The 25,808-nt window shown below is 41.9% G+C and carries 23 protein-coding genes and 4 pseudogenes; 11 read left to right on the top strand and 16 right to left on the bottom strand.

Features of this window, described 5'->3' with window-relative positions:
- Nucleotides 1-30 precede the first annotated feature (30 nt).
- Nucleotides 31-612 (bottom strand): Hpt domain-containing protein, encoded by a 582-nt coding sequence (locus AC5JL8_RS22990; protein WP_495882007.1) that lies wholly within the window; start codon nt 610-612, stop codon nt 31-33.
- A 328-nt stretch (nt 613-940) separates the two neighbouring features.
- Between AC5JL8_RS22990 and AC5JL8_RS22985 the strand changes: the two genes are divergently transcribed.
- Complete coding sequence (locus tag AC5JL8_RS22985; protein WP_495882006.1) at nt 941-1,933, top strand: tyrosine-type recombinase/integrase; 993 nt, start codon at nt 941-943, stop codon at nt 1,931-1,933.
- 14 nt (nt 1,934-1,947) lie between these two features.
- Here the strand turns inward: AC5JL8_RS22985 and AC5JL8_RS22980 are convergent, their stop codons facing one another.
- Genes AC5JL8_RS22980 through AC5JL8_RS22970 form a run of 3 tightly spaced genes read right to left on the bottom strand, consistent with a single transcriptional unit; the run spans nt 1,948 to nt 4,094 of the window.
- Entirely contained in the window at nt 1,948-2,490 is a 543-nt protein-coding gene (locus AC5JL8_RS22980; RefSeq protein WP_495882005.1) for a hypothetical protein, read from the bottom strand.
- Nucleotides 2,487-2,981, bottom strand: a complete 495-nt coding sequence (locus AC5JL8_RS22975) for a DUF4365 domain-containing protein (protein WP_495882004.1) — start codon at nt 2,979-2,981, stop codon at nt 2,487-2,489. The genes AC5JL8_RS22980 and AC5JL8_RS22975 overlap by 4 nt, the downstream gene beginning before the upstream one ends.
- 57 nt (nt 2,982-3,038) lie before the next feature.
- Nucleotides 3,039-4,094 carry a mevalonate kinase family protein gene (locus tag AC5JL8_RS22970; protein ID WP_495882003.1) on the bottom strand — a complete coding sequence of 352 codons (1,056 nt, stop codon included), beginning with the start codon at nt 4,092-4,094 and terminating at the stop codon, nt 3,039-3,041.
- A gap of 285 nt (nt 4,095-4,379) precedes the next feature.
- On the opposite strand from AC5JL8_RS22970, the gene AC5JL8_RS22965 reads away from it, so the two are divergent.
- Complete coding sequence (locus AC5JL8_RS22965) at nt 4,380-4,979, top strand: hypothetical protein (protein ID WP_495882002.1); 600 nt, start codon at nt 4,380-4,382, stop codon at nt 4,977-4,979.
- Between the two features lie 476 nt (nt 4,980-5,455).
- Here the strand turns inward: AC5JL8_RS22965 and AC5JL8_RS22960 are convergent.
- Both AC5JL8_RS22960 and AC5JL8_RS22955 read right to left on the bottom strand, forming a co-directional pair.
- A pseudogene (locus AC5JL8_RS22960) lies at nt 5,456-6,025 on the bottom strand (RNA-guided endonuclease InsQ/TnpB family protein); the annotation flags it as partial.
- Between the two features lie 94 nt (nt 6,026-6,119).
- Nucleotides 6,120-7,568 (bottom strand): group II intron reverse transcriptase, encoded by a 1,449-nt coding sequence (locus AC5JL8_RS22955; protein WP_495882001.1) that lies wholly within the window; start codon nt 7,566-7,568, stop codon nt 6,120-6,122.
- 44 nt (nt 7,569-7,612) lie between these two features.
- On the opposite strand from AC5JL8_RS22955, the gene AC5JL8_RS22950 reads away from it, so the two are divergent.
- Both AC5JL8_RS22950 and AC5JL8_RS22945 read left to right on the top strand, forming a co-directional pair.
- Nucleotides 7,613-8,053 (top strand): DUF5372 family protein, encoded by a 441-nt coding sequence (locus AC5JL8_RS22950; RefSeq protein WP_495882000.1) that lies wholly within the window; start codon nt 7,613-7,615, stop codon nt 8,051-8,053.
- Nucleotides 8,054-8,064: 11 nt separating this feature from the next.
- Nucleotides 8,065-10,143, top strand: coding sequence for a recombinase family protein (locus AC5JL8_RS22945; RefSeq protein ID WP_495881999.1), 2,079 nt, complete (start codon nt 8,065-8,067; stop codon nt 10,141-10,143).
- 77 nt (nt 10,144-10,220) lie between these two features.
- On the opposite strand, the gene AC5JL8_RS22940 is transcribed toward AC5JL8_RS22945, so the two are convergent.
- From AC5JL8_RS22940 to AC5JL8_RS22930, 3 genes and pseudogenes are all read right to left on the bottom strand, one after another.
- The gene (locus AC5JL8_RS22940) at nt 10,221-11,147 is read right to left on the bottom strand and encodes a hypothetical protein (protein WP_495881998.1); all 927 of its coding nucleotides are present in this window, start codon (nt 11,145-11,147) and stop codon (nt 10,221-10,223) included.
- Nucleotides 11,148-11,342: 195 nt separating this feature from the next.
- Nucleotides 11,343-11,744 (bottom strand): reverse transcriptase N-terminal domain-containing protein, encoded by a 402-nt coding sequence (locus tag AC5JL8_RS22935; RefSeq protein WP_495881997.1) that lies wholly within the window; start codon nt 11,742-11,744, stop codon nt 11,343-11,345.
- A 601-nt stretch (nt 11,745-12,345) separates the two neighbouring features.
- A pseudogene (locus tag AC5JL8_RS22930) lies at nt 12,346-12,900 on the bottom strand (RNA-guided endonuclease InsQ/TnpB family protein); the annotation flags it as partial.
- Nucleotides 12,901-12,945: 45 nt separating this feature from the next.
- Here AC5JL8_RS22930 and tnpA point away from each other — a divergent pair.
- Nucleotides 12,946-13,347 (top strand): IS200/IS605 family transposase, encoded by a 402-nt coding sequence (gene tnpA, locus AC5JL8_RS22925; protein WP_495881996.1) that lies wholly within the window; start codon nt 12,946-12,948, stop codon nt 13,345-13,347.
- Between the two features lie 278 nt (nt 13,348-13,625).
- On the opposite strand, the gene AC5JL8_RS22920 is transcribed toward tnpA, so the two are convergent.
- The gene (locus tag AC5JL8_RS22920) at nt 13,626-14,261 is read right to left on the bottom strand and encodes a hypothetical protein (protein WP_495881995.1); all 636 of its coding nucleotides are present in this window, start codon (nt 14,259-14,261) and stop codon (nt 13,626-13,628) included.
- A 403-nt stretch (nt 14,262-14,664) separates the two neighbouring features.
- On the opposite strand from AC5JL8_RS22920, the gene AC5JL8_RS22915 reads away from it, so the two are divergent.
- Nucleotides 14,665-15,297: an AAA family ATPase gene (locus tag AC5JL8_RS22915; protein WP_495881994.1), complete on the top strand. Its 633-nt coding sequence runs from the start codon at nt 14,665-14,667 to the stop codon at nt 15,295-15,297.
- Nucleotides 15,287-16,216, top strand: a complete 930-nt coding sequence (locus AC5JL8_RS22910; protein WP_495881993.1) for a ParB/RepB/Spo0J family partition protein — start codon at nt 15,287-15,289, stop codon at nt 16,214-16,216. Before AC5JL8_RS22915 ends, AC5JL8_RS22910 begins: the two co-directional genes overlap by 11 nt.
- 87 nt (nt 16,217-16,303) lie before the next feature.
- Here the strand turns inward: AC5JL8_RS22910 and AC5JL8_RS22905 are convergent, their stop codons facing one another.
- The 3 genes and pseudogenes from AC5JL8_RS22905 to AC5JL8_RS22895 all read right to left on the bottom strand — a co-directional run.
- On the bottom strand, nt 16,304-16,792 hold the full coding sequence (locus tag AC5JL8_RS22905) for an aldo-keto reductase family protein (RefSeq protein ID WP_495881992.1): 489 nt from the start codon (nt 16,790-16,792) through the stop codon (nt 16,304-16,306).
- 417 nt (nt 16,793-17,209) lie between these two features.
- Nucleotides 17,210-18,724: an MptA/MptB family glycosyltransferase gene (locus tag AC5JL8_RS22900; protein ID WP_495881991.1), complete on the bottom strand. Its 1,515-nt coding sequence runs from the start codon at nt 18,722-18,724 to the stop codon at nt 17,210-17,212.
- Nucleotides 18,725-18,939: 215 nt separating this feature from the next.
- Nucleotides 18,940-19,356 (bottom strand): annotated as a pseudogene (locus AC5JL8_RS22895) (GtrA family protein); the annotation flags it as partial.
- A 992-nt stretch (nt 19,357-20,348) separates the two neighbouring features.
- Between AC5JL8_RS22895 and AC5JL8_RS22890 the strand changes: the two are divergent.
- Together AC5JL8_RS22890 and AC5JL8_RS22885 are read left to right on the top strand one after the other, a co-directional pair.
- Nucleotides 20,349-21,245 carry a helix-turn-helix transcriptional regulator gene (locus AC5JL8_RS22890; protein WP_495881990.1) on the top strand — a complete coding sequence of 299 codons (897 nt, stop codon included), beginning with the start codon at nt 20,349-20,351 and terminating at the stop codon, nt 21,243-21,245.
- A gap of 122 nt (nt 21,246-21,367) precedes the next feature.
- Nucleotides 21,368-22,411: an alpha/beta hydrolase gene (locus AC5JL8_RS22885; RefSeq protein ID WP_495881989.1), complete on the top strand. Its 1,044-nt coding sequence runs from the start codon at nt 21,368-21,370 to the stop codon at nt 22,409-22,411.
- A gap of 325 nt (nt 22,412-22,736) precedes the next feature.
- On the opposite strand, the gene AC5JL8_RS22880 is transcribed toward AC5JL8_RS22885, so the two are convergent.
- Complete coding sequence (locus tag AC5JL8_RS22880) at nt 22,737-23,624, bottom strand: hypothetical protein (protein WP_495881988.1); 888 nt, start codon at nt 23,622-23,624, stop codon at nt 22,737-22,739.
- Nucleotides 23,625-24,098: 474 nt separating this feature from the next.
- Between AC5JL8_RS22880 and rbp the strand changes: the two genes are divergently transcribed.
- Together rbp and rpsU are read left to right on the top strand one after the other, a co-directional pair.
- Entirely contained in the window at nt 24,099-24,434 is a 336-nt protein-coding gene (gene rbp, locus AC5JL8_RS22875; protein ID WP_495881987.1) for an RNA-binding regulator, read from the top strand.
- A gap of 71 nt (nt 24,435-24,505) precedes the next feature.
- Nucleotides 24,506-24,696: pseudogene (rpsU, locus tag AC5JL8_RS22870) on the top strand (30S ribosomal protein S21).
- Between the two features lie 252 nt (nt 24,697-24,948).
- On the opposite strand, the gene AC5JL8_RS22865 reads toward rpsU, so the two are convergent.
- Nucleotides 24,949-25,653: an alpha/beta hydrolase gene (locus AC5JL8_RS22865; RefSeq protein ID WP_495881986.1), complete on the bottom strand. Its 705-nt coding sequence runs from the start codon at nt 25,651-25,653 to the stop codon at nt 24,949-24,951.
- 70 nt (nt 25,654-25,723) lie between these two features.
- Nucleotides 25,724-25,808 (bottom strand): R3H domain-containing nucleic acid-binding protein (locus tag AC5JL8_RS22860; RefSeq protein WP_495882067.1); only part of this gene is annotated, 85 nt, incomplete at its 5' end.

Genomic DNA, 25,808 nt, shown 5'->3' with positions numbered 1-25,808 from the left:
GAACAAGGAAGTCAAACGCGTCCGCGCACGCTATCTCACCGGATGGTAAAGTCCACTTTCTGGGTTATACCTCCAACCCAAACTACTGGGGTCACGTCCCCTACTCCAACTAACAAACTCCTCCGGCTTTTTTGCATTCACTCGAATACGCTCTAGAGTCGCCAGCTCAACCCCCAAACGCTTTGCTAAGTTTTGTGGTGTATAAGTATCTATCTTTACCTCACCTTGACCAGTATAGTACCGTGATGAAGATTGCCTGGGTTTACTCTTGCTATTGAGGTAGATAATCAGTTGGTTATACGCCGTCTCTAGCTGCTCTAGGCGTAAACTCATGTCCGCCAGTTCTTCATTAAACTCATTACTAGAGCCTGACTCCAAGCGTGATTCTAGTTGGGCTACCCGTTGCGCCAACTGTTTAATATCAACAAAGTAATCGATATCAGCAATGCTATCTAGTTTGATTACTAATTCTTGGATGCCTTGTAGCACCTCGTTGGTGCGCCCTTGCCTGTGCAACCGAGACAAAGAGCGTACAGCCTCTATTAAAGGAACGGGGACGCGGATCATCTCGCTTGGCGGCTGTTTTTTGGTCTGACTTTTCTTTGTGGACATGGCGATATCTTACTCGATATCTTGACTGATATCGCTATTGTAGGCGGTTTCTTAGACCCCCCAAATGAAATGATATTCGCCCGATTCATGTACCGTCAGATCACGTATTTATAAGTCAATCCTTACACTTTTATCGCAGAAAATTTCTCTGATTCGCCCTCAGTAAATGTCAATCATCTAACAAATACTCTTCAAACCCCTCCCCCAGCTGTGTCACGAGATAGTGCGACAATATTGCTTTTCACACTACTTATAAGAAAAAACACCTCTCTTCAACTAAGATATAGCTTAAGTATTCAACTTCCCAATCTCTGCTGCGCTATCACCAATGACACCCATTCACCCGGAAAATCTTAGTGTCTTAGAAAACTCACTCGCCTTAGCGATCGGTGAGGATTTTTCCCTAGAGAATGACCCTGACGTTATTCAGCAGTTAATTGGTGATAAGCGATCGCCCAACACTAAGCGCGAATACCAAAAAGACCTGAAAGATTTCTTCAAGTTCGTCGCCAAGAAAGAACCCAGCCGGGATTTGGTTCTAGAGTTTCTTCACCTGGAACAACGTCATGCTGTCGCTGTGGTTCTCAAGTACAAAGCACACCTCATCAAGAAAAAACTGGCTGAAGCTACGGTGAATCGTCGGCTCAGTGCTATCAAGTCGATGGTTGCAATGGGGCGGCGCTTGGGTGTGTGCAATTTCTATGTCGATGATGTCAAAGGTGAAAGGGTCGAAACTTACCGCGACACTACAGGTATTGCCGCTAGTGACTATGCCATCGTTATAGCGTTAGTTGACCAGAACACTTTAAAAGGTAAGCGCGATTATGCGATTCTGCGGTTACTTTGGGATAATGGCTTGCGCCGCAATGAGATTGTTAATTTAAATGTGCATGACTTTAACCCCAAGGAGAAAACGCTCTCTATTCTAGGTAAAGGCAAGGGTAGCCAGAAGGAAGTGCTTGACCTATCGGATAAAACCGCCGACGCTCTCGCCAGTTGGATTAAAGCGAGTAAGAAAAAACGTGGCGATGACCCGCTTTTTACGGTGCTGTCCTACCACAAGAATGGAGCGAGATTAACCGGGGAGGCAATCAGGCGACTGGTGGATGGGCTATGTAAGCAAGCCGGAATTACTAAAAAGATGTCGCCGCATCGTGTCCGCCACAGTGCGATTACTACTGTATTGGATCTGAACAATGGCAACTACCGCGCTACTCAGCGATTCAGCAGACACGCCCAAGTTCAAACGGTATTGAAATATGATGATAACCGCCAGCGTTTGCAAAAGCAGATGAGCGACTCGATATCAGAATTGATTTAGGAAAGACTAAAAATTTAGATATTGTCAATTTGGAAATTTTGAGGATTTCTCAGAATAAAATGATTGTCAACTTTGACTAAATCACCTGTGCAGCGAATTGGTAAACGTTCCTGATAAGCTTTAATAGCTAAGATATAATCATGGTCTGCTAGTTCAGTTTTAATTGATTGCAATTTCTCAAAAATTGTACATAGTAAAGTAATTTCTCCACTCAATTTATCAATTGATGGAGTAGCAATTTGCATGACTATACCAAGAACCGTGAAGTTGGGATAGTTAGTAATAAATTCGCTTAAAATATCAACTTGCGAACGATTTTCTACCGCTGATAATGTTTTTAATATGTCGCTGATTCTTTCGGCGTAATCTCCTAAATCATGTTGGAGGGGTAACAAAATTTCATATTCAGGAGCCGCATCTTTTTTCAGCCGCCAAATTGCCCCAGCATCATTATATATACGCCCTGTCTCCTGCCAGCCTGTTGCTTGCAAATGTGCCTGTATCACTTCAGGGTTAACGGTTTTGAGGATTTGGCTATCTTTAATAGTAACTTTCACGGGCTTTCTCCAAAACTAATGCGTTGAATGATGGATTGGAGTGCATCAGGCGTAAACTGATTATTACGGGGTATTTCAATAGTAACATTGGTTGTATTTTCGGTGTTTGGCATTCCACGCAAGGATACCCAGTAAGCACAATGTCTAATACAAAGTTCATCTTCGGTTTGTTTTATCCAGTCTGTTATCTTTTCTGGAACCAAAACAACTACTAAAATTCGAGGTACAAGGGCATTGATTTTCAATTCATTATAATTTTTGATAGAAAGGGGATATTTAATATAGTTTTCTTCAAGAATATCTCTGGCTGTACATTTTAGTTGTAGTTCTAGTCTAGGAGAAAGGATTTTACCTGTACCACCTCTGCTAACTATGCCTAAATCTACGCTGTCGTTATCTACTTCTGGTCTATATAAAGAATAACCTGCAACGGCAGCGATGGCTCTAATATACGTGATGCTAAATTGTTCTTTTTGTTGGTTAATATCCATGAAATTAGAAATTACAAGACAAGCTTAATGCTTTTTCTCCTCAGTTAATTAAGTCAATCATACAGGTAGTTTTGAAATAGTTAACTCTAAGAGTTGCATTTGAGGGAAATCGCGCTGAATAATTTCGATAGCTTTTCTTTGACTTGATTGATTTTTAACAATCAGTTGTGCAGTGCCATCACCCTGAGAACCCACGCCTTTTCCTCCAAAGATATAAGGCTTCAGAGGCTCGTGATGGAGAAGTCGATGCAGTTGATTTGCAGTTAATTGTTCTGGACAAGCCGGAACTACATACCGATCAAATTCAGCTTGGGCTTTTGTCATTAAAGCTCCAAGAAGTTGAGCATCTCCCTTTTGTATTGCTTTTACTGCCGAACGGGTAATTTCCGAGCTAATAGAACCCAAATATTTTTGGACATTTTGCTCTATTGGATTAGTAGCTATTGGATAACACTCATTCAATCGTCTGAGAATTTCTTGTGTGTTTTTACTGCCACCGAGATCGACAATCACAAAAAATAAATCTTTGCTAACTTTCAGCTCAATAATGTCGATTTGTTCACCATCAAATATCATCAAGATTGGGCGATTTCCATAAGCACAAGCCTGATCCATACGACCACAAAGACTAGGAGTGGTTCTTTCTCCAAGGTAGGCCAACTCCATTTCTTCACGAATTGTCATCTTCAAGTCATACAGACGATTAAATCCGCGAGCCATGAGAACGCAAAAGGCAGCACTTGAAGATAATCCCTTTTGGATGGGTAAGTCGGTTAAATAATTATCAACCTCAAGTCCGCCAACACCATAGTGAGTCAGAAATTGATAAGCTGTACCAGCAGCATAACTAAAAAAACCACCCTCTTTGGCTACGCACTTGAGGGTATTAGATTCCATAGGTAATCTGAGCGGTTCATAACGCCTGCCATCATAGAGAGAACCACGAATAATTAACTCAGTAGAATTAGGCTTGATATCGGCATAAATTCCTTGATTAGTACCAACAATTAAGGTGTAGCCCAAATCGATCTTAGGATTAACTCTGCGATATTCTCCTGCCCAATCGCTGTGTTCTCCGAACAAACAAAGACGGCCTGTCACAAAAATTCTCATTTGAAGTTTCCTGTTCTTAATCGGGGTATATACTATCCTGATTAACTTGAATCAACAACAGCAAAATTGACAGCACAACAATACTGGCAGACTCTGCCCGAAAGCGATTGCGCGCTTCGGGCAGTGCCCTTGGCAATCAACCAAAAATTAATACCCTCAATGGTAAGTAGCCTAATATTCCAGACTTGTAGTTTACCTCTGGCATGACAGGCGAGCGTATCCTTATTATGCGTGGACAATGGAGTAACAAAACTTTTAATGAAGAACTTGAGCGGGTGAATTTTGATGAGTGTCGAACAAGAGTTTTTAGAAAAGTGGGTTGAGTTTCATCCATGCTTATCTGAAGAATGCTACCAGCTTCAACAGATGATTGAAAATGAGGCAACATCTGCTGATGACACTTTGGATCTCGCTACGGCCTTCCTAATCATGAGAGATATACAAGCAAACACAAGTTTGCAAGACATATCAGATCCAGTTGTCCTCACCCTTTTGTTTCTTGATAGCCTCAATGAACCTTATAGTCGTTATTTATCTAGTGGTTATTTAACTCAGAACTGGGAAATATTAAACCTTCAAGAGGCATCTATGGTGATAGTAAAATTGCTGAACCAAGGTGCTATGGGAGAACCTTCTGTCTTCGACAACATTGAACAAGCGCTCAAATTCACGCAAAGACTATTTCAATGCTTTGGAGAACCCTGCTACTTCTTAACTAATGTGAAGTGGCACAGGAACTTGCCAATGGAGTCTGAGCCTCCTTACCCTGTGATTTCAAAAGCAACAGGGTTCTCTGTATTCAAAGTGGGCTGTTGCTGGGATGAAGGAGTGGTATTGATTTCATCAACGCGAGTTGGGGCATTATGGTTTTTAGGTTACGATTAAGCCCGTTTTATCTAAACCCAACTCTCCAAAGAAAATTTACTGACTTTTATTTTCGCTCAAAGTCACTACCACATGAAACGATGATCATTGAGTGACGTAAGGGGTTGAGCAAAAATAAAAGTGATTGGTTGAGATGGTTCCATTCCCTGCTTCTAGATGTTCAATAGGGTAATTTATCCGTAGTTTTACTGTTTTTTTCGTGGAGAGAACGGGTAATATTAAGTCCATGATTTTTCTCCTATTTAAAGCTATTTATGACCTCAGAAGCCTTAAATTCTGAGGTTTTAATTTTTTATTTCTTGGTCAACTTTCAAAATGCTGTTGGCGTGGAAAACGTACATCTTGCCCGTTTTGGGACGATAATCCCTAACGAGCCGCCGCTATATCTACTCCAGCAAGAAGGCTTCTCGCCCCCTGAACTGTTGAAATTATGTTCTTGACATACTCCCCGCAATTGAATTGCGGGGATTCTGGGATCAGACAGCGATAGCAGGATTAGCCCGTCTTACATCACCTAACCTAACAGTCGATGCCCCGACTGCACAAATATTCCGAGCGGCGTTTTCATCGCGTCCGTTCACAGATTCACAGGATAGGCAACGCCACTCTCTAATAGACAAATCAAGAGTTTCTAAAACGTATCCACAACTAGAACAAGTTTTTGTGGAAGGATACCACTGATCCACAAATACCAATTGCTTATCTTTCTTTTTAGCAACCCATTCTAGAATTTGCAAGAATTCACCAAAAGCTAAGTCAGATACTTTGCGGCCCCATAAGCGTTGCATTCCCCTAAGATTCAATGTTTCAAAGCATAAGACATCGAACTTATTAGTTAATTCATGTGCTAATTTCCAAAACCAATCGCGTCTTCGGTTATAAATATCCTCGTATCTACGTACTAGATTTTTCCTTGCCCGTTCTCGCTTAGCAGAACCTTTTAGCTTTCTGGAATGATATCTGCTGGCTTTTTTAATAATGTTTAGGGACTGCTTGAAAAACTGGGGTGATTCAATTTTGGAACCATCTGAGCAAGTGAGAAATGTAGTAAACTCAACGAGGTTGTCACCAACCCCGTTGGTCTTCAAAACCGTGCATGAGACTTTCACCTCACACGGCTCCTCAATAATTTGGTGCTTGTCACGCATACCTCATTACCCATTTATCCGCGACTTTTTCAAGTTTTCTGGTGGGCTTAGGCTCGGCACTATTACAGCCAGATTTTGTGCCAGGACTGCCATCATTGGCTGTCTTTGTGTCGTGGCAATGTCGGTGTAGAAGTTGAATATTTTTATACTCATCCTTTCCACCTTTTGATTTCGGGATGATATGGTCAACTTCCATCACATCGTCTTCGCGGAAGAACATTTCGCAGTGGGTACACTTCCCTTTTTGCTTTTTCAGGAGTTTTGAAATCCTATTTGGCATTTCTGGGTTATTACCCATTCTTGAACTCCAATAAACCAGATTTCCGTCGTATGGTGACGATTCGCCTTTAACTTTCACATGGCGCACTATTGGGGTGTCAGCATGGTTTAGTAACCGAAGTGGGGTTGACCCTTCCTTCTTGGTTGCGAATACCCAGTTATCACCGCCTATGGATTGCCAGTACCTTTTTGACACCCATTCCCTACTCTTTTTAGGGTGGCGGCGTTTTGCCCAAGCGCTTAACTTTTGGTACGTGAGGTCATCGATATCTGAGTAAGCTACCTTACTTACTACAGTCGCGTAGTAGTTAGCCCACCCCCTAATGATTGGGTTTAAATGGCTGATTAGCGACGCTTGCGGTGCAGCCTTATGAGCCTCAATAACACTAGCGATTTGGTCGTAATGTACCTTTTGCTTCTGTTTGCTTGGGGTGATGATTGTTTTAAAACCTAGTATTTTTCCTTTTGTTGATTTGGAAGATGAGTATTTTCCAGCCGGGAATTGGCGTATATTAAAGCCAAGGAAGTCGAACCCCGGCTGTTCTTGTTCATACTTTATGTGGGTATGAGCAAGCCTCGTTTTGCTAGGTTTTAGTTCCAAACCCATGCCATGTAACCATTCAGAGATAATGTTTCTGCATCTTTGGATAACGGTTAGGTCTTCGTGGAGAATAACGAAGTCATCGGCGTAGCGGATGAGACTAAGGCTTGTTCTTTTGTCCCTTTTGCCCTGTTGTCTACCCCTGTAATCTTTGAGGTCGATAGTTTCGGCAAATTGCTTTATCCGTTCTTCCATTCCGTGGAGGGCAATATTTGCTAGTAACGGAGAAATTACCCCGCCCTGTGGCGTACCCTCAGATGTTGGAAACAACTGCTTACCATCCATCACTCCCGCTTTTAACCAAGCTCGAACTTGTCGGCGGATGGTGGGGAATGTATTTAATTTTCTTAACAGTGCTTCCTGGTTGATACGGTCGAAGCATTTGGAAATATCTGCATCCAAAACGTATTTGGGCTTGAGATAGATACTCCCAAATATTGCTTCTATCGAATCTTGGCATGAGCGTCCTGGTCTGAACCCGTATGAGTTAGGCTCAAATCGCGCTTCCCATTCTGGCTCAAGAGCCAATTTGACAAGCGCTTGCAAGGCTCGGTCTTTCATTGTAGGAACAGTACAGTAAGACTGCACATAACTTCAAGTCACTTGTGGGAAGTTGTGTCACCATCATCAATCCCATCCACCCGTTATGTGGTCAGTTTGTTGTAATACAGCAAATTCGTAAAGTTGGGCAAGAGACTAAAGTAACTGTAGAAAGTCCTTTGGGAGGATTTTTGTCTTTACCAGCAACGGAAACCGACCTATGGCCACAGCAAGCTTTCACAGTCCAAACAGTCGGGAAGTTTTTACCTGAGAAATTACTGCGATTAAGCGAATGGGTAGCAGGGCGATCGCAAATTATAACGTCCGAATCTTCTTGTGTTCTTGATGATATTGAAGTCAAACACAAGAAAAAAAATGAGAAAAAAGCATCTACTAGCAACCGCTCAAGCCAAAAACGAAGAAAGGCTAAGTCGCCTTATAAAGCTAACAGCACGGTTAGTGGACAAAATACTCTCCACTCAACAGACACAGAACGCGATAACTAGGAGTGAGCCAGATGAATAATAAAATTAGTTCAACCCATCTGGAACGCCGTGCTGTTGTGTATTTAAGACAGTCAACACCCACTCAGGTAGAATTTAACCGTGAAAGTACGGAAAGACAATATGCCCTAGCTGACCGTGCATTAACCTTGGGTTGGGACAAGAGTCAAATATCCGTATTGGATAGTGACCTTGGTAAAAGTGGTCAAACTACAACAGGACGCGAAGATTTTCATCGACTAATGGCTGCTGTTGGTTTAGGGGAAGTGGGGGCTGTTTTGGCTTTGGAAGCCTCAAGATTTTCTCGTTCCCAAGCAGATTGGCATAAACTTTTAGATATCTGTGCCCTTACAGACACCTTGGTAATTGATCACGATGGGATTTACGACCCAAATGATTTTAATGACCGAGTGATACTGGGGTTTAAGGGAACTTGGAGCCACACGGAACTACATGGTATGCGCTTACGGTTACAAGGAGCCAAACTCAATAAAGCTAAAAAAGGAGAGTTGCGCTGTTCTCCCCCTACTGGCTACGTCTACGACCCCGAAGGGAAATTGGTGCTAGACCCAGATGAAGGTGTAGTTGCCGCAATACAGTTAGCCTTTCAAAAGTTCCGCGAACTTAGAACAGCATTTAAGGTGATGCGCTACTTTTGTATAAACCAAATTCCTTTCCCAAGAAGGCGTTGGCGACCTGGGGATATTGGTACACTTTATTGGGCCCCAGCCAACCTTAGTCGTATAACTGCCCTACTGCACAACCCAACTTACACAGGAACATACGTATATGGTAGACGACGCAGTTTTAATGTAATTGAGGCTGGGCAAATAAAGAAGGTTAAAATCCAGCAACTACCCCAAGAAGAATGGAAAGTAATCATCCACAACGCTCATGAAGCTTACATTAGTTGGGCAGAATATTTGTCTAATTGTGAGCGACTCAGACGCAATTGCCCAATTTCTTTATCAGATGGATGTCCAGGCACACCTAGAGAAGGCTTTGCTCTCCTCCAAGGTTTAGTAATTTGTGGTAAATGCGGTCGTCGTATGAGTCCTCGCTACCACGGTACTGGTGGTTGTAGAGCAGCTTACGAATGTACCCAAGCTCGTAAACAAGATGGTAGCGTTGGTGCTTGCTGGAGCGTTGCAGGAGCAGCAATTGATACAGCCGTTTCCGCTCATGTGCTGTCAGCTTTTACGGACGAGCAACTAGACATTTCCCTTGCTGTCCTATCTGAACTTGAAAATATTGCAGATGAGGCAGATAAAACATGGCAACTGCGACTGGAAAGGGCACGTTACGAAGCTGAAAGAGCTTTTCGGCAATATGATGCAACTGAGCCAGAAAATCGTTTAGTAGCCCGTACACTAGAAAAGAGATGGAATGAAAAATTACAACAGTTAGCAGAGTTAGAAGAGGCATACCAAAAAGCACGTCTTGTACAACGGCTGGAATTAACAGCAGTGCAACGGCAACAAATTTTACACTTAGCCAACGATATTCCCACACTTTGGCACGCCAGTACTACTACGAACCTTGAGCGTAAAGAGATATTAGGGTTGTTAGTAAAACAAGTTGCTATCACCCCAATTGATGCTCCAGAACGTTCCACTCGTGTCCAGATACTCTGGCATACAGGAGTTACAAGTGAATTGATTGCGACACGCCCAACAAATGCAGAAAAATTCCGAACACCCAACCAAGTCATTCAACTCATTGAAGAATTAGCTGTGGGTCGAACTGATAGCGAAATTGCTCATGAACTCAATCACCGAGGTTTGGTGGGTGGTACTGGGCGTTCTTTTACAAAAAAAGGTGTCGCTTGGATTCGTTGGAAGTTTGGGATTGAAAAGCCCTTAAGTAACCCACAAGTAGCACACTTAGGGGTTAGTCCAGAAGGTTATTATTCCACAAGTGCTCTGGCTGAAAAACTTGGTGTTGGAATTCATACCGTCTATTACTGGCGTGACAAAGGAATTATTCAGGCATTCCAAGAAACTCCTAGAAGTCCTTGGTGGTATATAGTCACGCCCGAAGTTTTAGAGACTTTACGTGAAAAAATCCGCCGCGTACCAGTTAAATCTGAATAATACTAGTTTGATAGTGAGCGGCAAACAATAGTTTGAATATCGTTAACCCCTTTGAGTAATTTTGTACTCAAGGGGTTTTACTGTCTATCGGTTGAGGGCTTTTCAATAAATTTTTTACCATCAAAATGCCAAGCAATTCCATCTGGATCATGAAGAGAAGTCCATTGCCCAAAATTGGCAGCATTTTTTTTATGACGAAGGGTGCTGCCAGAAACATTTAGTCTTCTGGCTAAAGCTGCACCAGTCAGGTGAGATGGAACTTCCAGGGAATTTTTACTTTCGGATTTCTCTAGTGAGCTATCAGGTAAGTCGTTAACTAGCTCACTATTGGCAGATGATACTTTGGGATGATTATTTTCTTCGAGCATTGGTAGATCGTCAAGTGAGTTATGAAATGGCTCACCAATGACGGTCTCTAGTAACTCATTTGATGCTGGCTCACTTAGTAGCTCATTATAGGGAGGCGTGTTCTCCTCAATTAGTGTGGAATTTAAGATAGATTCAGCAGTTGGTGTTACCAATAGTGACTCATTTGATAGCTCACTGTCAGCGGATACGGTTTCAATAACAGATGACTTCAATAATTCAGTGTCAACATCTGCCCCAGTTATTGGTGGCTCACTTCTAGATGTACTCCCGGACGTAACTACAGATTCGTTTGGTGGCTCACTTAATGCCTCGTAGTTATCAGGTTGATGCAGATATTTGTTGTGCGATAGATCTTCATCAGATGCTTGACAAGTATACTGACTCATTGCCTGCTTAAGTACTGCTACATCAGAAAGTAGACTACTCACCTTCACCTCTAAATCCTCAATTCGCTTTGGCGTATTTGATAGCTCACTTGGTAGCACATTGGGTATGCTACCGCATAGATAAGTCTCCAGAATTGCCACGATAGCCGCAGAATCTGACTTTAATCCTTGAGAGCGCTTAAATTCAACCAACAGTTCATAGACTTTGGGTGGTGGGTAGGCTGCTATACGGGGATTTTTTGTTGCCATTGTTTGGTAGATTTCCACACTTGATACAACTCTAGCCTACCCTATTAGTAGCTCACTATTAGCTCACTAACCACTACTTTTTTCACCTTAGCGAACTCTTGCCTTGGGGAGGCTCATTCACTTGTGAAAAAATCTATACCCAATTGCAGCGCATTGAGTGGAGAATAATCATAAAGAGGAGAATATCCCTAAACTTCATTGAATCAAGGTGCAATATGGATACACCGTCGGTATGCCCAAAGGTCGCTTCTCTTCCGTTCCCGGCTTAGGAATCCATACCCGCCTGGTTGGGCTGACCTTTGTTCCCAGGTTTAAGTTATCAGTGAGTTCTACACGTTGCTTTGGAGTTAGCGATTTAACACCGTCAACTCCTGCCGTCTTTTTTCCCTGGTTATCCTGGGTAACTCTACGAACCGCTAAAGCTCTTGCTGACCATGACTTCATCAGCGTATGCTGGAGTCTGCGATATGCTTTCACATCACCACGGGCAGAGGCTTGATAAATTCTCTTTTGGAGCTTATACACGCTACGCTCTAGCTTGCGCCAGTTAATAGAGTGCCATTCCACCATCAGTTGTTTAGACTGTGTATTAGACATATATACTCACTACTTGGGACTTTATCATCCAAATCACCGTAAGTCTGTCTGCATATTCTGGGCATTACCCCAGACTTTCGCTTCTGACTTTATCTCTCCTACTCGCTGCATACGGTTAGCACCTACTCAAGTATTCGACCTCCTGAGAGCAGACGAGAGGTTATCTCGTTCCGAATGACCATACTATTTACCTTTAGAGTGATGCTATTCGCCGGGTTTATTGGAAGTGCTTGTTGGTCAACTAAAATCTTGCCAACTCCTTATCCTGTGCCTTTTGGCTCCAGCGCATTAAGCCTTATTTCGCTGGTTCTTCGTAACGACGACTCAAACGCATCTTCAAGCTCTTGCTTTACTCATGGGTACTTTGCTCGGTGCTTACCAACTTAGGCTGTCAGTAATAACACCTTTTCACCCCGCTTCAGGCTTTGATAGCTAGTCTCAAACCTGGGGGTGATGCTTTCACCGCAGCACCTTGCGGGGTAGGATTTAAGATTTCTAGGATAATGTCTTTCACCTACATGGTCATTCAGTTATCAAGGTTCAGTACCTTGCGGCTAATCCCCCTAATCCTAATGATTGGTTTCTAGCCAACGATTCGCACCTTGAGTCCAAAATCAAAACCCGCTATGTTACTAGTCGTGATTTTATTTTGGGTGTCAGGACAACTATCAACTACGACAACCATAAATAACTCACCTAGCGGTGTGCGTTTAATAGTTAATGTCTTGACCGTTCCCTCAATTTCTCTGGACTTCCAGAACTGATAAACTTTCTGCCCAATCTTGATTCGATTAGCACCTAAAAACTTGTATCCTGCTTGTTTGAGTGTGAATGATTTGTACTTCTTGACCTTCTTGAATCCTGGTGGTCTAACCCCCTTCTTGTTGTGCTTAAAAAATAGTTGGTAGGCTTTCTCAATGCGTTGGCAAATATCCTGCACTGCTTGAGAACCTACTAACTGCCAAAATGAATTACGTTTTCTCAACTTGGCAATATGGGACTGAAGCTTTGCACAACTCAAATGCTTGCCCCACATCCGAAAATATCTTTTGTGGAGAGCAATACAATGGTTATAAATAACACCAGCAGCATTAATCATGCGCTTGAGATATCTATTCCGCTTGTGTTCGTACAACTTAAACTTCAGTGTTTTCATGTGGTCATGATATCATATTTTTGTAGATAACAAAAATTCATCTACATGAGAACTGTATATAATCACTACAATCACGCAATCGGGTTGGCTACAATCCATCTAGTTTGGATACCTTGTAGGCGCAGGAAAATCTTTGCTAATAATGAGTCGCTAAAGCTTCGATGTATTCAGATATTTCAGTCTGTCGCCAATGAGAAAAAATGGGTTATCAAAGCACTAGAAATCGCACCAGACCATATTCATTTATTGGTCGAATACGACCCTCACCATTCAATATCTCAAGTAGTGAAGGCGTTTAAAGGACGTTCATCTAGATACTTGAGAGAAGAATTTCCAGAATTAATGAAACTTCCTAGCCTGTGGACACATTCTTATATGTTTGACACTACAGGGAAAATTAGCACTCAGAAAGTTTTAGAGTACATCAACGATCCACATCACGGATGAATAAATTCATCCTATTCGCTTATATCCCCCGGTTAGAAACACGGGGGCTTTACGCATCACGCCTTGTAAGTCCCGATAAAACAGCAGATTACGCCAGTCGTTAAGCCAGTAGAAATTCCTAAGTTTATATTGTTTTGGGGAGTCCATATTGGACTTTACATCGGTGCAGTGTTAGGAATTGTGCATGGTGCAGCAAACATTCGGCGAAGATAGCTAGCTCCGTTACCGTTTTTCGGTTCGGTTTTTTTTCTGACCACGCGGCACTAATTATTACTCCCTTAAGTAAAGTCTCTTCTAATACGAGTTAACGCCTGTTGTAAACCTTCACTGTGAATCCAACCAACAAACCCGCCATAAATCATTCTGTCATTGCGATCGCTTAAAAAAACATGGTCAACACCAACAAGGTTTTTCCATGTTCTTACCACTGTTCCATCCCTAAGCCTCATAATGGGATGAGAACTTACAAAATCTCTGTGGTGTGCGCGAGTCATGCCAGGGACATTCTCTAAAATCGCGATCGCTCCATTTGCATCATTTGTTGTACTAGTATTAACCACCGTTGCACAACCGCATCCGTCCGTTACAGTCGTCTTGAGCCTATCTCTAATGTCTCCGTCAAACAGCGATAAAGACTCAATCTCTTCTAGCAATTTACCATGTGGCTCAGTCTGTCGGCGCTGGCAGTAAATAGAGGTCAGAAAATCTTCTAAACCGACTTTCGCCAAAGCATCAGTAATCAAACCTGTCAGTCCCAAAACAGCAATTCCACCCAGCATCCCCGCAGGCCCACCCCGAAAGGCTAAAGCGGCGGTGATAGCAGCAGCACCTGTAAAACCTGTGGTTGCCATTGTGATTACTAAAATCACTCCAGGCAAACCCAATGCAGCTACTTTTTTGACGACTTCATCCATATCCTGTCACCTCAAGATAAGATTCACTCTCTGAAGTCTTTTTAACACTTCCCGCTCAAAATTATTTTTAACTTTATCTAAAATTACACAGCTATAAAAACATAGAAATTGTGCAGCAGCCTGCTGCACAATTTACTCAACACCTTTGGTAGGCGAGCAGATGGACTCTTTGACTGATAACGTTATCAGTCAATAAATATTGCCGGAATCTGCTGAATTAGGTACAGTATAAGCGCAGCCAGCTAGCTAGCTGCATCCATGAAAAACTCGCTCTCAGCTACACTTCAGAGAAGTCTTTTGGTTTTTCAAGAGTAATAATGTGCAAGGCGGGACAATTGATAGATAATAGCCATGCTGACGCATTTATGGCGACAATACAAAGCTGACATATATATCAATTATCATGATTATCGCTTTTACTAATCAAAAAGGGGGGGTGGGGAAGTCAACTGCTGCTGTTCATCTGGCGTACTGGCTAAGTCAACGCCAAAAAACACTAATAGTTGATGCCGATGCCCAACAAAGTAGCTCAGTCTGGGTTAAATCTTTAGGTCTTGCCTATCAAGTAATTCAAGACCCTGAAGATTTATTTGAAAAGATTCCCGAATTAGCAACTCAATATTCATCTGTGGTCATTGATGGCCCTGGCTCACTTTCTGAAACTACTAAAGCGATCCTGGCTCGCTGTGACCTAGCTTTAGTGCCTTGTCAGCCTTCCGGTTTGGATTTACATAGCAGTCATAAAATTTTGCGTTTTATCAAACACGCCACTGAATTGCGCTCAGGTTATCCCAAATCCGCTTTATTTTTGAGCCGAGCCACTAAGGGAACAGTGCTAGAGCGAGAAGCAAGGGAAGCTCTCAGTGCCACAGGAACACGCTTAATGAAAGCTGCTATCTACCAAAGGCAGTGTATTGCTGATGCTCCTGGTCAAGGGTGTACGGTATTTCAAATATCCGCAAAAGCAGCAACCGAAGCCGCAGCAGATTACGAGTTACTGTTTAAAGAAGCTTTGGAGATACTAAATGTCCACTAAAAGGCGAAACCTGAAAGATTTTGTATTTGAAAACACTGAGCCTCCAAGCAATTCGCCGCCACCAGTAACAATGGTGCCATTATCTGCTATTTCTCTTCCATCCCAGCAGCCACGGCGCTACTTTGACCCGCTCAAGATGGAACAGCTGATTCAATCAGTAAAAGAGCATGGCATTTTAGAAAATCTTATAGTCAGACCCATACCGAATAAACCAGGACATTATGAGTTAGTAGCCGGAGAAAGACGCTACCTATCAGCCCAAGCGGCCAAGCTAGCAGAGGTTCCTATCGCTATCCGTGAATTGACTGATGAACAAGCTCTTGCCATTGCTCTAGTAGAAAATCTCCAAAGGGAAGACCTAAATCCAGTAGAAGAAACAGAAGGCATCTTACAGCTATTAGCATTACGCCTGCAATGCTCTCTCCATGAGGTGATTTCTCTACTTTACCGGATGCAAAATGATGTGATTCGGTTGACCGATAACGTTATCAGTCAACCTGAAGCTCAGTCTATAAAAGCATTGTTTACTGAATTAGGGATGATGGGGTGGGAGTCTTTTGTGAGTAATCGTCTTCCACTATTGAAACTACCTGAAGATATTTTATCAGCACTCCGCCAAGGTCAGATTGAATACACCAAGGCTAAAGCCATTGCACGGGTAAAGAACGAACAGCAAAGGAAAGATATACTGGCAGAAGCAATTGCTAATGAACTATCTCTAACTCAAATTAGAGAGCGTGTTCGCAGTCTCAATGATACTGAGTCTAATCAGGACGCGAGCAACACTTTTAAAGAACGCGTTACATCTATTTTGAGTCGAGTTCAAAAAACTAAGGTCTGGTCAAATCCAAAAAAGCAAAAACAATTAGATAAATTGTTATCTCAAATAGAAAACTTACTTGAAGGTGATAATCCTTAGTCAAGGCTTATGCCTGTGCGATTTGCGATAGCGCAAAGCATCGATTACAGGTAATCACGTTGGCTAAAGAGACAATCTGTTGATTTTTTAAATCCATTGAGTATCAAATGAGTCTTGTCCATTACCGTAAATTAAGTCGCCATATTCCTGCCAATGGGTTACTTCTTGCGTGGAAAGTTGAGCTGAGTGCAAGACAGAAAGATTTTCCTGTAATTGCTGCCTAGATTTTGGGGCAGTAAGTGCCAGACGCACAGCTGGATGAGTTAGTGCATAGCGGTAACAGTCTGTTGCTAGTGGTGGTTGTTGTTGCCAGTTGGGATGCCCCTTAAGTAATGACCCCCAACGAGTACAGGTAAACGCTACTACTGGAACACCTGCCACACAAGCATAGGGCAGAACATCCTCTTCAGCTTTTCGATGTGCCATATTGTAGCGGTGCATCAGCACTTCACACTGATGGGCTTCAATTAACTGTTTGGCGATAGGTCGGTTGTGAGTTGTGACTCCCACATAACGCACGATTTTTTTATCTTTCCACGAATGCAGCTCATCAAGCACCGCCTGAACTTTAGCCATACTTGATAAATGACATAGATATTAATCAATGCCTTCAGATATTTTATGAGGGCTTTACTTATGGAAATCAACACAAGTAATCAAAAAGTAAGAATGGAATTTTCTGAACTAGCTGAAAATCAATAAAGGCAATGCTTTTGAGAGCTATTATTTCGCACCTTTTTTGCACAGTCGGGGCTTTTTAGTTGGTTTACGTAGGTCTATTAATTCCCAATAGGGTATTGCACCGAGAGCCTGTAAGATGTTTTGAAAAAGGTTGATTTTTTGTTGCTGAGAACGATTATGACAGGTGTGATTATTCTTCAGTTCCTCTACTTTTTATGCTCTTACCTTAGTTTCACCAGTTTCACCTGTCATAATTTGCGTGGCGAAGTAGTAGTAGGAGTTAACCGAACCGTATTGGTTACGCTCCCATCTTTATTTCACACTCGAACTCCTACGCCACCAACCTACCCTTGACCCTGCTGACAGCATTAGGAAATTCAAAAATGGCAACATAAGCGCGATCAAGGTAGTAATTAATGCTTGATACTTCCAGGTGGTAAATCCGTTAACTCGCATCAGATCTATCGGGGCAACCAAGCGCGAACAGAAGGTAAACACGAAGAGCGTCCAGAAGTTGCTGTGCGGTGATAAGGTCATGAGTGCAAGGGGTGTACTAACATACCAAGGCCAGTAGGCAGGCGAAGCTACAAGCACGTAAACTAATGCGATGTTACCACAAGCTTTCAGTAGGCTTTGCTTGTTGCGTACTTTTAAGCTAGCAATGAGTACGTATATGCCAAATATACCTTTGACGATGATGGATGCCCACTTAGCTGCTTCCGCCTTAGATAGCCAATGTTGGAAAATGTAGCGTAAGGGTAGCTGCAAAGAAGGAAGGTTTTGCTGCTGACTAGATTCGCGCACTCCTTGAAATGTTTCTGCCCCAACCCAAAGTGGTAGATACAACAGCATTGCCAGACCAAGCCCCGTCGCCAGACCAAGCAGGAGCCGCAGCAAGAGTTTGCCTTGGTTCCATCGTGTACTTTGTGTGCGCCAGAAGTAGATTACTTGTGCTGGCAGCAAAATTAGCGGTAGGTACTTCGTGAGTACACCCAGTAATAGCATCACTAAAGACTTGGCTGGGTACGTTTGAAGGGCTAATAGCAAGGATAGCAGTATGAAGAAAATCATCAGCGCATCGTTGTGTCCTTCAGCTGCAAACTCAACAATGACCACTGGATTCCACAGATAGACGAGCGTTCCGAGCAATTGGTCTTTTGGACGGACATGGCCCAAAATGCGCCAAATGAGTGCAGCACATAGCAGACTAGAACTGACTATCAGGCTCTTAATTAGCAGGATTGCGGACGGAACGTCCTTAGTTAAGTGTACGACGGCGATCTCAAACTGAGTCCACAACGGCCCATATGGCGATATTCCGTGAACTGGTTGCCAGCCCCAAGGCACCAATTGCCGACCGAAGGGGGTATTCACCACCTCACTTGCTGCATCAATATAAGGGTTACTGCCGGGCGTAGTGCCAAGGTAGCCATGAGCAATGTATGAAAAGATATCAATCGAAAGGTATGGTCGACCGAACAGTAGCCCAATATTGAAAAGAACGGGAAAAAGCAGCGCGAGCGTGCTAGCACGTCTGTCACGCAACTGTCCACGATAGCAGAGTACGATCAGCCATAGGTAAAGTGCAAACAGAGCAACTGTGCCAGCATAATAGCTTGCAACTGACCATAGCAAGTATGTATGATCGGCTAATGTACCCCGTACAGCAATGTTTGCAATATCCAGAGACAGTCCGTTAAGGTAAATGGCACGCTGGGTAAAATAGACGAGCAAATATAGTACACCGCTGACCATGCCAATCAGCAGCACCCAGCGCGTCTTGGGGCTGACTGCAACGTTATTTGACTGTTGTGCAATAATTTTCATAACAATGTTAGTAATTTACCTAAACTAAAAATCTCTGTAATAGTTGTTGATAAAAGTCCCCATACAGTAGCTCCTGATAAGATTGAAGATCGCAAGACGTTATTTCTTTTAGAGAAAATTAAAAATCTAAAAATTAAATAAATTAGAGATAAAAAATCAACATATTTGCTGTTGGTAATTTTTTGATTTGGGTAAGTATGGAATATTAAATTTATTTATTTCACTTCTGTTACGTGCCAGCTAAGTTTCAAGTTCACCCAAAAGTTCCAGATAGTTGCAATGGCGATCGCAATCAAATTCGCAATATAGCGGTTAAGAACCATGAAATTAAATACAACATTTAAGACCAGCACATTCAATACAAGTCCGGCTAGACATATAATATTGAATTTTAAAAACCGTTTTAAACGCTGACGCCATTGTTGCTGCTGCATAACAACATCTGCAAAAGTCTAAGCGTCATTCCACAGGAAATTATTGATAATAGCAATTTCTGCCGCAATGATTTTACTGCGAGTTAGAGGCAAACCTAGTGTTGTCGGGTCACTCAATAAGTAAAGAACCGCCATATCTACAAATACCTCGCTCAGTCCCACTAAACCAAAGCGCATAAATCGACCAATCGGAAAATTCATACTTTGAGTGAATTGCACCAATAGCTCTGTAGAGAATCGCAATTGACTAATATTACTGTCATCAGTAAGCGCTAACTCAGAAATTTGTAAATTTCCAGATGGGATTTTCACGAAAAAATTAGCTTTATCATCTATCATTGGGTATAATCTCAATAATCAAAGAGTACAGTGACAAAATTTGCGTAATAAATACCTCAAATGATTAATTTGAGAAAAAAGATTAAAAGCTGATGAACTTGGTATTGTTGCTGTGTTTTGAAACTTTTGGTTAAGGGTTTATTAAAGTATGGTTAACTAAAAATTACTTAGTTTCCAATAATTGCAACTCTAGATATTTATTCACGCATAAAACTCAAATTTTCTAGCACAATAAATGCTTTCTTCATCAGAAATTTATCTTCAATTCTGATTTTAAATAGCTAATAACATCCTAATAGACATCTAGATGCTGCTAATAAAATAAATCTAGTGGTAAAATATTTAGCAATGCAGATAACAACGTTTAAGTTAAAAAAAGTATTTAGCAGATTAATAGAGGCATAAATTTAACTTTTGAGATTGATGCACTAGTTATTCTCTCATCTAACTAAAAACTCAAATAAAACTGGTTGATTACACTGAGAAAAATATATTATTGGAAACCAGTAATTTTAATGAAGTAATAACAGTGTATGTAAAAATAAAATTGTTTAAAAATTTATAAAATTTTAATTTGATCTCCTTCTAATAAATTCAGTAAACCGAAAACAAGCGGTTGCATAATTGCAATCGCTTGTTTTTTGTCCAACTTCGGACAATCGTGTTGCTCCCAGCCGAACTTATCTTTTAACTATTGCTTTTCTTAATTTTTGATTGATGCAAGGCGATCGCCACCTCATCACATGACTGAGTAAAAATACTGCTGAGAGTCACCTTGGCTCAAGAAAATTAGAGATAATGACAACAACCAGAATCAATTAGGATAAGTTCTTGAAATTGAAGACCTAGCCGTGACGTTGCACAGCAGTATTAATTTAATTAATCCGCACACAGGGCAGCGTTTTCCATCTGCCCCAGATAGTTCGGTTGTTCTGTCTAGTTTTCAAGCAGGATGGCATCACAACTTCACCCTAGAAGTACAAAGGCTCAAGCCGATGGAACTTCCAGAACATTATATTGAAGGGCATCGACTGATCATCAATTTAGGCGGCTGTGTACGTTTTGGTTGGCGTAGCGGCGGAAGAACCCATGAAGCCATTTTGCCGCCTGGGGGGTTTTGCCTTCAATCAGATGGCGAAACCAACGCTCCTTTCTGGCAGGATGAACTGACAGTAGCAGCCATTGCACTCTCACCGGATTTGATCAATGCCATTCTCGAAGACCGCGCCCCAACTGCCATTGATACCTTTGCTGAACGTCGTTGCATCACAGATGAGTTGGCATACAACTATGCTAGAGCTTTATCAAAAGAGTTGGCCCAACCGGGGGAACCCTTGTATGCACAAACTCTATCTCTGTCTTTCACATTGCACCTGTTGAGCAAACATCAGCGCAATGCCAAAAAACCTTTAAATCCAAAAGGGAAACTATCATCGAAGCAACTAAAAGACGTAATTGAAACCGCACAAACACAACTTGGTACAGAATTGAGCCTCAGCCAACTTGCTTGTGCCGCCCAAGTTTCCGACTATTATTTTTCCCGCCAGTTTAAGAACACCATAGGTTTAGCACCGCATCAGTTTGTCCTGCGCCTACGACTAGAGCGAGCGAAAAAATTACTGCTCACAAGCCAACTGTCCCTTTCGGAAGTAGCATTAGCTGTGGGTTTTTTTGACCAGTCTCATTTTAATAATGTATTTAAACGTGCTTTTGGTGTCACTCCACGCGCTTTCGCTAAAACAGTTTAAAAATTGAGCAAGAATTTCCAATTTTTCCAGTAGTGAGTTCTGCGAGTATTTAACTATCGGCAAGGGAACACAACCACAACAGCCGCAAATCCAGTTATACCCAAACTCAAGGAGCCTACATCATGCTGTCTGTGAAAAAAATTGCTGTAAAAACACTCTTCCTCGCTTCTTTTGGTTTACTAGCTCTACCATTAACCGCTACTGCTGACTTACAAACTGTTGAAGCCAAATCTATGCCTACCCAAAGCAAAACTGTTGCAGCGAATAAGATCTCAGTTCGTAAAGTTCAATTTCTCAGCCAGGGTACGAAGGTAGCAGGTAATCTCTATCTACCAGCGAACATCAAAGCACCACAGGCTTCTGTGGTTGTGGTAGGGCCGCAGTCGAGCGTTAAAGAGCAAGTAAGTCAAGTTTACGCCCGTCAATTAGCAGCACAAGGATTTGTGGCTTTGACTTTTGATCATCGCACCTTTGGTGAAAGTGGTGGCGCACCCCGCCAGTTTGAAAACCCACAAATGAAAGTTGAGGATATTCACAGTGCAGTAACTTTTTTACGGGCATTACCGGAAGTTAAGCCTGATGCAGTTGCTTTAATGGGCATTTGTTCAGGTGGTGGATACTCTGCAAAAGCGGCGGCAATGGACTCTTCAATTAACGCCCTTGTTACCGTAGCTGGCTTCTATCATGACCCCCAGGTAATGCGTCAATGGTTGGGTGAGAACTACGAAGCTCGTCTCAACATGGGTAGAGAGGCACGTATTAAATATGAAAAAACTGGTCAAGTTGATTACATGACCAACGTAGACCCAAAAAACCTTAACGTAGCTATGCCTGGTCAAGAAGCCTATGATTATTATGGAACCCAACGTGGTTTGCGTTCTGGCTGGGTCAATCGTTCAGCAGTAATGTTCTTTGAACCTTTCTTACAATTCAATGCTATTGATGCTGGTCGTGATATCAAGGCTCCTACTTTGGTCATTCATTCAGATACCGCTTTAGTTCCTGATGGTGCGCGTCGCTTCTTCCAGAGCATACCAACCAATCAGAAAAATTTACACTGGATGAGTACAGAAAATCACATTGCCTTTTACGACCAACAAGAAGTTGTGGAGGAAGCGGCTGTTAAGGCAACAGCATGGCTCAAACAAACACTCACTCTTAATTAAGTCCTGTAGCCGTTAAATGTCTAGCAGCAATCACACCTATCACTACCACAAAAAAATCACCCCAACTAAATGTACTAGTTGGGGTCAATAATGTCCTTCATGTTCCCAAAGGACACAAGAGATTAATTGTGGTTCAGTATAAGACTTTCCGTAGAGGCTGCCCATATTACCATGAGAAAATCTTGATGTCTTGAGCTATCACTAACTTTTCAAAATACCTTTATTTTTCATCAATTACCTGTCTTCTCATGAACTTAATTTGTCCAACAAAAACCCAGCCTTTATGACTGGGCTTTTGAGTGCTAGAGCATCTCTTCTATCAAAATCATTTCCCTTTGAGATGAAAATAGTACACAAATTTTTTTTGTGGATTAGTCAGAATCTGTTTTACTGTTCGTTCTACATCAGCTTGGGTTTTACCGCTAGCAATCGGCATATCTTCAAATAGAGCAAACCAGACGTTATTTAAACCTATTTCTCGCCATTGTTTGCTATATTTATTTGCATATATCTTCCCTATCTCTTGATAGTAAAGCTGCTTTAATTCAAGACTTTTATCCTTAAGAATCTGAATCTCGTTCCAGTGTTTTACTAGATTATTTTGACTTTTTAAATAAGTTTTTAACTTGGCAATATCTGCTGTTTCAATCTCTGACACCGAGTTGGTTAAGGAAGTTATGATACCAAATCTTGTCTTGGCTAACTCATAACTTTCTTTCAGTCTACCCCGTATACCACTGCCAAAAAAGATATTAGAAGACTTAAATATCCCATCCGAGACAATTTTATCTTTGAAAGGTAGTAGCACTGTTTCAACTAATTTAGGAAGGTCTGAACCAACTATTTCTTCAAATGGACTATACAGGGACAGAACTCCATAAGCTTTAGTCGGCTCATCACTTGTCAGAAAAATTGTATACTTCTTCAAGTAGCGAAAAACAAAAAATTCCTCCAGTAAAAAGTCTTTCCAACTTTGAATAATAGAAATATCTTCCCTTGATAAATTGTCAGAATTTTCGTGAATAAAATTATCGAATAATTCGGGATTCTCGTAAAGCGTATATCGAATTTTTACTGTTGTCTCAAAAGGACATTTTTCTATGTCCTCCGGCTTTCTGATGTCAGGGTTTATCTGGAATTTTTGATTGGTGTAAACCAATAGAGGTTTAAAAAGGCTAAAAAAATAGTCGGCTTCTTCTGGCGGTAGCTGCATCTATGACATCAGTTCAGAATCTCCTTTTACTCAGGCTACCTTATTTAGTAAATGGACTCAATGCGGCAGATATACAAGTTCGGAGAAACCAAAGCGTGAGTGAATTGACAGGGTAATTGAAATTCGTGTCCACTGTTTTCAGGAATTCGCAATCTAGCTTTTGTAGTCATGGAAAGAAAAGTACCTTATAAATAACGGATATAACAAGCTCTTGGGGAATATAACCCCAACAAAGCCCAGTCATCCTGACTGGGTTTTTGAGTCTTGAGCGATCACTGCCTTATCACATCAGGGTTAACCATCTATTAACCTTTTACTGGATGCGCCTAATTGGTTTCTATGTCATCCTAGAAAACGAGAGTTAATTCGGTGAGTATTTTTGTTTTTAGTATTGACAGGCTTTTCCCTTTTGGTATTGACAGACTTTTCTCCGAAATTTAAATCTCTACACATTTATGATTTTGGAGAAAATCAATGTCAATTTATGTAGGCAACCTCTCTTACCAAGTTACGGAAGAGGATATTAAGGGTATTTTTGCTGAATATGGTACGGTAAACCGGGTTCAAGTACCGCAAGACCGCGAAACAGGCCGTCCGAGAGGTTTCGCTTTCGTGGAAATGGGAACAGATGCAGAAGAAACTGCTGCGATTGAAGCTCTTGATGGTGCTGAATGGATGGGTCGTGACCTGAAAGTTAACAAAGCCAAACCCAGAGAAGACAGAGGTTCTTCTGGTGGCTCCCGTGGCGGATATGGTGGCGGTGGTGGACGGGGTGGATATAGTGGCGGCGGTGGACGCGGACGCTACTAAGATTTGAAACCGGAAAGAAAGAGAGAGCCAATTTTTAGGCCATTGAGGAATTCAATTTAGTAGGAGAGAGAATGACCCAAATAATAGTGGGTGAAAATGAACACCTTGAGTCAGCAGACGCGCCGATTTAAGCGAGAAGTTTCCAAAGCCGGAATTTTTCAAGACATGAGGAAACATCGTCACTTTGAAACACAAGACAGAAAAATCCAAGCGCAAAAAACTTGCCTTGCAAAAGCAGGGTAAAAGACGTTTCCGCACTTGAAAACTGACATAGATAGAAACGAATGCCCTCATAGTTTTTATGAGGGTTTTCCTTATGGAATTTAGCCACAGTAAGCAAAAATTAAGCAATGGTAGTTCTTACTGAGTTCAAAGCTTTACCTATAAAGGATTACAGTCACCATTATCTCGCACCTTTCTTGCTCAGAAGAGGCTACTCTTCTGTATACATTTTGTAAACAAAATGTATACCACCTAATTTCAATGTGATTGTATGGGAGTGCTATTTGATACTTTACTTACCAAACCACTTGAGTGCAGAATTGGCAATCTCTGTGGGAACAGTATGAAAACCATGAAACTCTTGATAAACTACATCGTAGTCAGCACGTTGCAGTTGCGGCACAATTTTACAGCTACATCGCTTAATCGGCAAAACATTGTCCCAAGTACCATGTGAAATAAAGATTTGCGGTTTTCCTTGCTGCATTTGTGGTGCCATAAACCCAGGAGAGAAGGCAATAATGTGTGAAAACAAATCACCATTAGTAATGCCAACACTCAGAGCATAAGAAGCACCATCAGAAAAACCTTCAACCGCGATGTGTGCCGGGTCTACAGCGTAGCGGTTGAATGTTTGCATCAATGCTTGATTGATGAAAGCAATATCAGCACCGTACTCACCGTAGAGCATATCCCACGTTTTGAGACGCGAAGCAGGCGCAAGTAAAATTAGTCCAGCATCATCAGCCTGGTGTAAAAATGGAGTCAGACCGCCACGTGCATCGCCACCAGCACCGTGTAACATCACTATTAATGGTGCAGGTTTATCTGCTTGGTAGCTTTTAGGGACGTAAAGTAAAGCGTCGCGCTCGCTATCCAATCCCAGTGATTGCAGACCGACTGTTGTTGACTTTTGCTGTGGCTGCATTGGTCGTGCAAGCAGCTTGCCCAATGCGGCAGCCCGCCTGTTCTGCTCTTGCTGCTTATCTTTAAGCATAAAAAATGTATTCCTGTTAATGTGTGTGGTAGCGCACGAAGACAAAATCTTCGCTTCTTCGTTGATGTGATTAATTGGGGTAAATTCTTAAGCGCCTCATAGGTTCTTCACCAAAGCTTTGAGACTTGAGACGGTAGCGTTCAACCAATTCATGC

This window comes from Mojavia sp., from assembly GCF_059505145.1.
This window is presented reverse-complemented; position numbering and strand designations above follow the sequence as displayed.

What these genes read in the sequence shown, in the direction of transcription:
- AC5JL8_RS22990 (WP_495882007.1), bottom strand. Translation starts at nt 612, where the DNA reads ATGTCCACAAAGAAAAGTCAGACCAAAAAACAGCCGCCAAGCGAGATG.
- AC5JL8_RS22985 (WP_495882006.1), top strand. Translation starts at nt 941, where the DNA reads ATGACACCCATTCACCCGGAAAATCTTAGTGTCTTAGAAAACTCACTC.
- AC5JL8_RS22975 (WP_495882004.1), bottom strand. Translation starts at nt 2,981, where the DNA reads ATGGATATTAACCAACAAAAAGAACAATTTAGCATCACGTATATTAGA.
- AC5JL8_RS22970 (WP_495882003.1), bottom strand. Translation starts at nt 4,094, where the DNA reads ATGAGAATTTTTGTGACAGGCCGTCTTTGTTTGTTCGGAGAACACAGC.
- AC5JL8_RS22965 (WP_495882002.1), top strand. Translation starts at nt 4,380, where the DNA reads ATGAGTGTCGAACAAGAGTTTTTAGAAAAGTGGGTTGAGTTTCATCCA.
- AC5JL8_RS22955 (WP_495882001.1), bottom strand. Translation starts at nt 7,568, where the DNA reads ATGAAAGACCGAGCCTTGCAAGCGCTTGTCAAATTGGCTCTTGAGCCA.
- AC5JL8_RS22945 (WP_495881999.1), top strand. Translation starts at nt 8,065, where the DNA reads ATGAATAATAAAATTAGTTCAACCCATCTGGAACGCCGTGCTGTTGTG.
- AC5JL8_RS22940 (WP_495881998.1), bottom strand. Translation starts at nt 11,147, where the DNA reads ATGGCAACAAAAAATCCCCGTATAGCAGCCTACCCACCACCCAAAGTC.
- AC5JL8_RS22935 (WP_495881997.1), bottom strand. Translation starts at nt 11,744, where the DNA reads ATGTCTAATACACAGTCTAAACAACTGATGGTGGAATGGCACTCTATT.
- tnpA (WP_495881996.1), top strand. Translation starts at nt 12,946, where the DNA reads ATGAGAACTGTATATAATCACTACAATCACGCAATCGGGTTGGCTACA.
- AC5JL8_RS22920 (WP_495881995.1), bottom strand. Translation starts at nt 14,261, where the DNA reads ATGGATGAAGTCGTCAAAAAAGTAGCTGCATTGGGTTTGCCTGGAGTG.
- AC5JL8_RS22915 (WP_495881994.1), top strand. Translation starts at nt 14,665, where the DNA reads ATGATTATCGCTTTTACTAATCAAAAAGGGGGGGTGGGGAAGTCAACT.
- AC5JL8_RS22910 (WP_495881993.1), top strand. Translation starts at nt 15,287, where the DNA reads ATGTCCACTAAAAGGCGAAACCTGAAAGATTTTGTATTTGAAAACACT.
- AC5JL8_RS22905 (WP_495881992.1), bottom strand. Translation starts at nt 16,792, where the DNA reads ATGGCTAAAGTTCAGGCGGTGCTTGATGAGCTGCATTCGTGGAAAGAT.
- AC5JL8_RS22900 (WP_495881991.1), bottom strand. Translation starts at nt 18,724, where the DNA reads ATGAAAATTATTGCACAACAGTCAAATAACGTTGCAGTCAGCCCCAAG.
- AC5JL8_RS22885 (WP_495881989.1), top strand. Translation starts at nt 21,368, where the DNA reads ATGCTGTCTGTGAAAAAAATTGCTGTAAAAACACTCTTCCTCGCTTCT.
- AC5JL8_RS22880 (WP_495881988.1), bottom strand. Translation starts at nt 23,624, where the DNA reads ATGCAGCTACCGCCAGAAGAAGCCGACTATTTTTTTAGCCTTTTTAAA.
- rbp (WP_495881987.1), top strand. Translation starts at nt 24,099, where the DNA reads ATGTCAATTTATGTAGGCAACCTCTCTTACCAAGTTACGGAAGAGGAT.
- AC5JL8_RS22865 (WP_495881986.1), bottom strand. Translation starts at nt 25,653, where the DNA reads ATGCTTAAAGATAAGCAGCAAGAGCAGAACAGGCGGGCTGCCGCATTG.